Origin of the sequence: Oscillibacter sp. KLE 1728 (assembly GCF_934833455.1) — a bacterium.
Taxonomy (GTDB): Bacteria; Bacillota; Clostridia; order Oscillospirales; family Oscillospiraceae; genus Oscillibacter; species Oscillibacter welbionis.
The window spans coordinates 2,465-11,324 of the sequence record NZ_CAKVVF010000027.1; the positions used below are offsets into that span (position 1 = coordinate 2,465).

Here is an 8,860-nt window from a genome sequence, read left to right on the forward strand (position 1 = left end):
CCCAACCCCCTCCCAACGCCCCGCCCCGCCGGGGGGCTTTTCCTAAATTTTTTTTTAAAAAAATTGCGGGGGGGGCGGCACCAAAATGCCTCCCCCCCGCCGCTGTCTGCCTGGGAGACCATGTCAGGCCACGGGTTCTTCTGAGAAATCTCCCGCTGCCAGCATAGTTTCCATCAAAATTCCATACCCTTTGCTTGGATCGTTCAGCAGGACGTGCGTCACCGCACCGGCGAATTTTCCGTCCTGCAGGATCGGGCTGCCGGACATACCTTGGACGATGCCGCCTGTGGCGGCCAGAAGCTCCGGGTCCGTCACAGAGATCACCAGGTCCCGGCCGTCTGCTGCATTCTCTACAACCTGTAAAATTTCCACATCATATTCCTGAACGGCATCACCCTCCACATTAGAGAGGATGGTGGCAGGACCGGCGTGGACTTCCCCGGCGGCCGCAACCGGCATGGGATCGCCCAGCCGCTCGGTGAATTCGCCGGGGTCCAGCGTGCCGAAGACGCCGCTGGTGGTGTTGGCGTACAGATCACCCAAATCTGTGGCCAGGTCGAAATCCCCCCGCAGCTCACCGGCCTCTCCGATGGCACCCTTCTTCACCGCTTTCACGGTGGAGGGCAGAATGGATCCGGAGGCAAAGGGCATCAGGAGCGCCGTGTCGGCGTCCGTGATCCCGTGACCCAGAGCGCCGAAGGCGCCGCTTTCCGGGTCGTAATACGTCATGGTGCCGATGCCGGCCATGCTGTCCCGAATCCAGGCCCCAATGCAGTAGGCGCCCTTCTCGTTCTGTTCCGGGGAAACAGAGAGCGTCACGCTCCCGCCTTCCCGGCGGACCTGCAGGTCGGTGGCCGTCTCCCCATTCTCCTGGAGCAGGGATTGGAACTGCTCTGAGGAGGTTACGGAGACGCCGCCGCATTTGACGATGATGTCGCCGGTCTGCAGGCCGCAGTCATCCGCAGGCGTGCCGCTCTCCGGCGCCTTCACCACCATCACCCCGCGGGCAAAGAGCTTGATGCCCACCGTGTGGCCCACGGGGACCAGCATCCGGGCGGAGGTGTCCTGGTCCGCGCCGCCGGCCGTCACACCGGCAGCGCGCGCCGGCATGGCCGCGCACAACAGCAATGCCAAGACCAGCGCCGCTCCGCCCCGCAGCACGTGTCTCGCTTTTTGAAATGGTCCATACATGAAATCACCCCTTTCCGAAACGCGGCCGGCAAATCCGCTGATCTGCCGGCGAGATTATCATCTGCCGCAGACGGAAAAACACGCCTTGCAAAATGCGGAAGCAGCCCCATGGCAGGCTTTGACTGTGCCGCCGCGGCGGCAAAAAAACAGGACCCGCAGGCAAATACCCGCAGGTCCTGGAAAAAAAACGTTCAATCCCGCTTATTGAAAATTTTGAAAATATCCTCGAAGGGGTCATCCTCCGGCTCCTCCGGCTTGGGCACGTCCTCTTCCTTCAGAGGCATGGGCTCTGCCGCAGCGCTCTGCTGGCCGGCGGCCCCCGCCTGGATGGGCGGCACCTTGGGCAGCTGCTCCGGCACCTTGTCAAAGCCGGTGGCGATGACGGTGACACGGATCTCGTCATCCAGCGTCTCGTCGAAGGTGGCGCCGAAGATGGTGAGCGCATCGGGATGGACCGCCGCCTGGACCAAGCTGGCGGCCTGTTCCACCTCCTCCAGACCGATGTCCATGGAGCCGGTGACATTGATGAGCACGCCCTTGGCCCCCTCGATGGACGTCTCCAGCAGGGGGCTGGAAACGGCCATCTTGGCGGCCTCCTCGGCCTTGCCCTTGCCGGCGGCCCGACCCACGCCCATGTGGGCCATGCCGGCGTTCTTCATGATGGCGGTGACGTCCGCGAAGTCCAGGTTGATGAAGCCGGTATCCCGGATCAGGTCAGAGATGGACTGCACTGCCTGGCGCAGCACGTCGTCCGCGATCTCGAAGGCGTTTGCAAAGGTGATCTTCTGGTCCGTGGCGTGCTTCAGCCGCTCGTTGGGGATGATGACCAGGGAGTCCACCTTGTCCTTCAGCTCCGCGATGCCGGCCTCTGCCTGCTGCATCCGCCGGCGGCCCTCAAACCCGAAGGGCTTGGTGACCACCGCCACGGTGAGGATGTCCATCTCCTTGGCGATCTCCGCCACGATGGGGGCGCCGCCAGTGCCGGTACCGCCGCCCATGCCGGCAGTGATGAACACCATATCCGTGTCCTCCAGTGCCTTGGCGATCTGGTTGCGGCTCTCCTCCGCGCTCTTGCGGCCCACCTCGGGGTCGGATCCGGCGCCCTGACCGTGGGTCAGCTTTTCGCCGATCTGGATCTTATAGGTGGCGCTAGATACGTTCAGCGCCTGCTTGTCGGTATTGACCGCCACAAAGTCCACGCCCTTGGTGCCGCTGCGGACCATGCGGTTGACCACATTGTTGCCGCCGCCGCCCACGCCGATGACCTTGATATTGACAACGGTATCGGGACCGGTCTCCAATCCAAATGCCATATAGTGGTGCCTCCTACTATCGTTTGTGTAAAAAGGGAGGATCGTCCCTTTGGATTCACAATATCCTGTATCTCATAACATTTAGTTTATTGTATGACACTTTCGCCCTCTGGTCAAGAGTCCATCGGGCTTTTCCCTCAGATTTTTGTCCGGAAAAAGGAGGGGCGGCGGTCCGTCCCCCCTGTCTCGGCAATCTTCTGCCAAATCCGCCACTCTCAGTCCAGCGTGAGGATCGGCGGATTCAGGTCCAGGCGGATGCTGCCCGTCTGGTTACTCTCCAGCTTGCTGATTCCCGCCTCCAGGATCTGCAGCATCCGGTCATAGTCCGCGTTGTACTCCATCTCCACAGAAAAGCGGCCGGCGTAGTCCATAGTCAGCCGGGACAGATCGTCCAGGTGGATGGCATCCACCCGGTCCGTCAGGCCCGCGGCGTCCAGCGCCGCCAGCAGCGCCAGCAGACTGGTCTGCTGATTGGCGAACTCTGTGGACAGGGCGATGTCCGTGCCCACCGAGGGGGCCAGCAGCTCACAGCCGTCGATCACCGCATAGTCCCCAGCCTGAGACGCCGGCAGCTGCTCCACGATCTTGCCCTTGGGACTCAGCAGCCAGGCGCTGCCGTCCTGGATCACCGCCAGGGGTGTACCGCACTCCGCCACATCGATCAGCAGAGTGTCCGGCAGCTCCCGCCGGATGCGGATGTCCTCAATGTCGATGTAGGGCAGCTGCTCCGCGATGCTGCGGGCGGCCTCGTACTTGTTCAGCAGAAAGAGGTTGTCGCCCAGCTGGATACCGCTGGCCTCGATCACGTCCTTTTCGGTGTACCGCTCAGTCCCCGTGACCTCGATGGTGTCCACCCGGAAGAACAGCGTCAGGGCCATCACCACGGCCGCGCAGATCACCAGCACGGACAGCAGCTTATAGAGGAAGCCGAAGTTTCCCCTCCTGCGCCGCCGGTTGGAATGTCTGCGTCTGGCCATGTCGTCTCTCCTACCCGTTTTCTGTCTCTTCCACGCGCACCGCGTCCGCCCCCAGAGCCCGCAGGTCCCGGGCCAGGTCTTCGTAGCCCCGGTCGATGTGGCAGATCTGGGAGACACGGGTCTCCCCCTCCGCCGCCAGAGCCGCCACGCACAGGGCCGCCCCGCCCCGCAGATCCGTACACCGCACTGGCGCGCTGTGAAGCCGCTCCACACCCGTGACCACCGCCACCCGGCCGGATACCCGGATGCTGGCCCCCATGCGGATCAGTTCGTCCACATGGCGATAGCGGTTTTCAAAGATGTTCTCCTCAAATACCGTGGCGCCTCGGCTGCGCAGCAGTGCCGCCATCAGCACCGCCTGCGCGTCCGTTGGAAAGCCGGGGTAGGGCGCCGTCTGCACCGGCCCCACGGCCCGCAGCCGCTCCCGGCACAGAGCCCGGATGCCTCCGCTGTCTGCCGTGACCGTGCAGCCCGCCTCCCGCAGGGCGGCGGTGACTGTGGACAGGTGCCCCTCCTCCGCGCCCCGGAGATAGATGTCCCCGCCGGCAGAGGCCGCCGCGCAGAGGTAAGTAGCCGCCGCGATCCGATCCGGCATGACCCGGTACGTACAGCCGTGGAGGTCCTGCCCGCCCTCTATGGACACGGCGGAGCTCCCCGCCCCGGACACCCGAGCCCCGCAGGCGTTCAGGAAGTTCTGCAGGTCCACCACCTCCGGCTCCCGGGCGGCGTTGGAGATCACCGTGACGCCCTCCGCCCCGCAGGCGGCCAGCATCAGATTCTCCGTGGCCCCCACGGATGGCATCCGCAGCACCACTTCCCGGCCCCGCAGCCGGTCCGCCCGGCAGTGGAGGAAGCCGCCCTCCTCCCGGATCTCCGCCCCCAGGTCCCGCAGGCCCGCAAGGTGGAGGTCGATAGGCCGGGGGCCCAGCTCGCACCCGCCGGGGTAGCTCAGGTCCGCCTGCCCGCACCGGGCCAGGATCGCCCCCAGGAAAATGGCGGAGGAGCGCATCTCCCGCATGAGTACATCCGAAATCTCACAGCGGCGCAGGGCGGTGGTGTCCACCGCCAGGGCATCCGCCTCCCAATGGGCGTCGCAGCCCAGATGCCGCAGGATGCGGATGGAGGCGTCCACATCCCGCAGCCGGGGGCAGCCCAGCAGCGCCACCTGCCCCCTTGCCAACAGCGTGGCCGCCAGAATGGGCAGGACGCTGTTCTTGGCCCCCTGGATCGTGACCTCTCCCTCCAGGCGGCGGCCGCCTCGCACCGACAAAAGCTGGCTCATATCCGTTCCCCTCCGAATCCAGAATGGTTCAACAGTCCATCCTATGGCCGGCGGGGTTTCGTGGTTACTGGCAGATTTCCAGCACGGTTTGATAAATTCGCTCTGTGGCGTCCCGGATTCCCAGGGCGGACATGGCCCGCTCCATGGAGGCCCGGCGCGCTCCGTCATGAAGGATGCCGCAGGCCGCCTGGAACAGCGCCTGACCGGAGCAGTCCTTCTCCAGCAGCACCGCGGCACCGCCGGCGTTTTCCAGGACCCTCGCGTTTTTTTCCTGGTGGTTGTTGGTGACATAGGGGGACGGCACGATCAGCGCCGGGACCCCCAGTGCCGTCAGCTCGCTGATGGTGGAGGCCCCCGCCCGGCAGAGCACCAGATCCGCCGCCCGCATGACGGCGGCCATATCATAGATGTACTCCCGCACCTGCAGCGCCGGGTGGTCCGCCAGGTCCACCCCCTTCTCCTGCAGCAGCTTTAGCAGTACTGGATAGCCATCCTTTCCGGCGCCGTGGATGTGGTGGAAAGGTTCCTTGGCCGCCTCCAGCGCCAGGAAGTCCGCCATCTGCCGGTTCATGCCCGAGGCCCCCAGGGACCCCCAGAAGGAAACAAGCAGGGGCCGGCCGTCTTCCACGCCCAGGCGGCGCTTGGCCTCTGCCTTCGTCAGATGGAAGAAGTCCCGCCGCACCGGCGTACCGGTGACGATCACCTTCTCCGGGTGGCGGTAGTGCTCCCGGCAGGCCTCAAACCCCACCATGATCCGGTCCGCGAAGGGCTCCAGCATCTCCGTGGTGAGGCCGGGCACCATGTTGGACTCGTGAACGGCCGTGGGGATCCCCGCCTTGGCAGCGGCCTTCACCATAGGGAAGCTGGCGTATCCCCCCGTTCCGATGACCACGTCCGGCCGGAACTGCCGCAGAATGGCCCGGGCCTCTCCGGGCGCCCGAAGGAGGTTCCCCACAGAGACCAGGTTGTGCCGGATCTCCCGAGGCTTGAAGGACCGGTGGAAGCTGGAGATGTGGACGGTGCGGAAGTCGTATCCCGCCTTGGGGATCAGGTCCTTCTCCAGTCCCCGCTCCGCTCCCACGAACAAAAATTCTGTCTCCGGGTCCTTTTCGCGCATCAGCTGGGCCAGCGCGATAGCCGGGTTCACGTGCCCGGCCGTGCCGCCGCAGGTGAAGATCACCTTCTTCAATGATGCTTCCACTTTGCTGCACTCCAATCGAAAGATATGAGATAAAAGTGAAGGGAGAAGAGATTCGGTGTCCGGCACAGCCGGACATTTTGAGATTCCGCCTTTATCTCTTATCTTTTATCTCTTAACTCCTCTGGGTCGTACTACCCCGCCTTTGTAGGCTTCATCTGCCGGGATACCGACAGGACGATGCCCATCTCCGCCAGCTGGATGGACAGCGCCGTGCCGCCATAGCTGAAAAACGGCAGGGAGATGCCGGTGGTGGGCAGCAGGCCCGTCACCACGCCGATGTTCAAAAAGGTCTGAAGGCCCACCAGGGTCATGACGCCCACCACCATCAGGCTGCCGAACCGGTCCCGGGCATGGAGGGCGATCCAGAAGCCCCGGAGAATCAGCGCCGCGAACAGCAGCATGATAACGGTGGCGCCAATCAGGCCCAGCTCCTCGCAGACGATGGCGAAGATGAAATCGTTGTGCTCCTCCGGCAGATAGAGAAACTTCTGGCGGCTCTTCCCCAGGCCCACGCCCCACAGCCCGCCGGAGCCGATGGTGATGAGGCTCTGGCGCAGCTGGTAACCGGCTCCCTGGGGATCCAGCCAGGGGTTGTGCCACATCTCGATGCGGGAGGCGTTGTAGCCGATCACGCCCAGCACCAGATACAGCAGCAGTCCGGCTGCACCCATAGCCAGCCCCACCCATCTCCAGTGGATGCCGCCCACCAGCATCATCACCGCGCCGGCGCCCATGATGAGGATGGCGCCGGAGAGGTGGGGCTCGATGCCCACCAGGGCTGCCAAGACAATCAGCAGCACCGCATAGGGGGCGATGCCGTAGCGGAACGTCTGCATACGGTCCTTTTTCTTGGAGATGCTGTCGGCAAAATAGATCACCACCGCCAGCTTTGCGATCTCCGAGGGCTGGAACTGCAGCGAAGTACCTGGAATGCCCAGCCAGCGGGTGGCGTTGTTCCGGGTAATGGCCAAGGGGTTGCCCGGAACAATCACCAGGATCAGCAGAATGACGGCCAGATACAGCAGCGGCTTTGCAAGACCGCGGAACCGCTGATAGTTGATCTTGCCAATGAAGAGCATGGCCGCCACGCCCATGATGGCGAACACGCCCTGGCGGATAAAGTAGGACATGGGGTTCTGGCCGTCCGTCTCGTAATAGGCGGAGGGGAAGCTGGCGGACAGCAGCATCACCAGGCCCACGCCGGTCAACAGCATCACCAGGATGAAGAAGGGCAGGTCAATGGGCCCCTTGGCCAATTCCCGGCTCTCCTGCTCCAGCTCCCGCCGGCGCTGCTGGCGCTCCTGCCGGGCCAGGGCCTCTTCCCGACTCATGGGTCGCCGGCGGGCCGCCGGGGCTTTTTTCTGCCGTACCATACTGCTTCCCTCCTCTCGGGGTCTGTGGATCTTGCCGCGCTCCGCAGCGGGCCGGCGCAGAGTGCTCAGAATCGTCCCTGGACGCCCAGATAGGCCAGGACGCAGCCCGCCAGCGTCACCAGGGAGAATACCGCCACCAGCTTTGCCTCACTCCAGCCGGAGAGCTCCAGGTGGTGGTGCAGGGGGGCCATTTTGAAGAATCGCTTGCCGTGGGTCAGCTTGAAGTAACCCACCTGGATAATATCGGACAGCGTCTCCAGAATGTAGATGATGCCTACGGGGATCAACACCAGGGGCATATCGAACACAAAGGCCAGGGCCGCCACCGCGCCGCCCAGAAACAGGCTGCCGGTGTCCCCCATGAACACCTTGGCGGGGTGGTGGTTATAGACGAAGAAGGCCGCCAGCCCTCCCGCCATAGCCGCCGGGAACAGAGCCTGGATGCCGTAGGTGCTCCAGAGGACGCCGGCTACGGTGAAGAACGCCATCACCACAAAGGTGACGCTGGCAGCCAGCCCGTCGATGCCGTCGGTCAGGTTCACAGCGTTGACGCAGCCCACAATAACGAAGGCCGCGAAGATCAGATACACGATCCAGTTGATGGTAAAGCTCATGTTCAGGAAGGGGATATACAGGTCGTTTGTCAGCAGGCCCTCGTACCGCATCAGCACCAGGAACACCACCGCCGCCGCCAGCTGAAGGATGAACTTCTGCCGGGCCGTCAGTCCCTCGTTCTGGTGCTGGCGGACCTTGCGGTAGTCGTCCACAAAGCCGATCAGGCCGAAGATCAGGGCGAAGAGATACACGTAGAGGTGCCAGAACACCCCCTCCAGCATGAAGCTCCAACCCAGGATGAACACGGTGACGCCCGCACCCAGGATGAACATGATGCCGCCCATGGTGGGCGTGCCGGCCTTGGACTTGTGCCACGTGGGTCCGTCCTCCCGGATCTCCTGGCCGGCCTTCAGCTTGCGCAGCTCCGGGATGAGAAATCTGCCGATGAGCAGCGTCAGCACAAAGCTGACGGCCGCCGCGATCAAAGAAAGTGTCATATATCCGTCTCCCTCTCCTTCGCCGGGCACAGCCCCGGCCCTTTGGTACGTTCCTGATTCCAGCGGTTCTCCGGCGGCCGATCCTCCGCCGGATGTCCCGCCGTATCCCATTGTCCATGCGGCGCCGCCCACGGCTGACAGCCGCATTTCACGCGGACCGCCCGAAGTGAATTCGGCCGATTTCAAGGGTTTGCCTGCGGCAAACCGCTTGACGCCGGACGCCCGGCGGTCACTTCCCCGTCAAGTGCTCCGCCACGATCTCCCGTTCGTCCATGTGGTGCTTCTCGTGGTTCACGCCCCACAAAATCTCCGATTTTGTGGGGACCCCGCATTTGACTCAAATCGCCCGAAGTGAATTCAGCCGATTTCAAGGGTTTGCCTGCGGCAAACCGCTTGACGCCGGACGTCCGGCGGTTACTTCCCCGTCAAGTGCTCCGCCACGATCTCCCGTTCGTCCATGTGGTGCTTCTC

7 protein-coding genes are annotated in these 8,860 nt (G+C 63.8%); all 7 read right to left on the reverse strand.

Translation table 11 applies throughout. The features are described from left to right. Positions 1 to 123: 123 nt before the first annotated feature. On the reverse strand, positions 124 to 1,191 hold the full coding sequence (gene spoIVB, locus QVE23_RS04680) for a SpoIVB peptidase (RefSeq protein ID WP_021751794.1): 1,068 nt from the start codon (positions 1,189 to 1,191) through the stop codon (positions 124 to 126). A 191-nt stretch (positions 1,192 to 1,382) separates the two neighbouring features. Beyond that, positions 1,383 to 2,504, reverse strand: a complete 1,122-nt coding sequence (gene ftsZ, locus QVE23_RS04685) for a cell division protein FtsZ (protein WP_119311559.1) — start codon at positions 2,502 to 2,504, stop codon at positions 1,383 to 1,385. A gap of 215 nt (positions 2,505 to 2,719) precedes the next feature. Then, positions 2,720 to 3,481 carry a cell division protein FtsQ/DivIB gene (locus tag QVE23_RS04690; protein ID WP_021750849.1) on the reverse strand — a complete coding sequence of 254 codons (762 nt, stop codon included), beginning with the start codon at positions 3,479 to 3,481 and terminating at the stop codon, positions 2,720 to 2,722. Between the two features lie 10 nt (positions 3,482 to 3,491). Further along, positions 3,492 to 4,763 carry a UDP-N-acetylglucosamine 1-carboxyvinyltransferase gene (gene murA, locus QVE23_RS04695; protein ID WP_021750850.1) on the reverse strand — a complete coding sequence of 424 codons (1,272 nt, stop codon included), beginning with the start codon at positions 4,761 to 4,763 and terminating at the stop codon, positions 3,492 to 3,494. 64 nt (positions 4,764 to 4,827) lie between these two features. Next, positions 4,828 to 5,964: an undecaprenyldiphospho-muramoylpentapeptide beta-N-acetylglucosaminyltransferase gene (gene murG, locus QVE23_RS04700; RefSeq protein ID WP_287966673.1), complete on the reverse strand. Its 1,137-nt coding sequence runs from the start codon at positions 5,962 to 5,964 to the stop codon at positions 4,828 to 4,830. A gap of 131 nt (positions 5,965 to 6,095) precedes the next feature. After that, entirely contained in the window at positions 6,096 to 7,337 is a 1,242-nt protein-coding gene (gene ftsW, locus QVE23_RS04705; RefSeq protein WP_174233003.1) for a putative lipid II flippase FtsW, read from the reverse strand. Between the two features lie 65 nt (positions 7,338 to 7,402). Continuing rightward, positions 7,403 to 8,389, reverse strand: coding sequence for a phospho-N-acetylmuramoyl-pentapeptide-transferase (mraY, locus tag QVE23_RS04710; protein ID WP_036631121.1), 987 nt, complete (start codon positions 8,387 to 8,389; stop codon positions 7,403 to 7,405). Between the last annotated feature and the right edge of the window lie 471 nt (positions 8,390 to 8,860).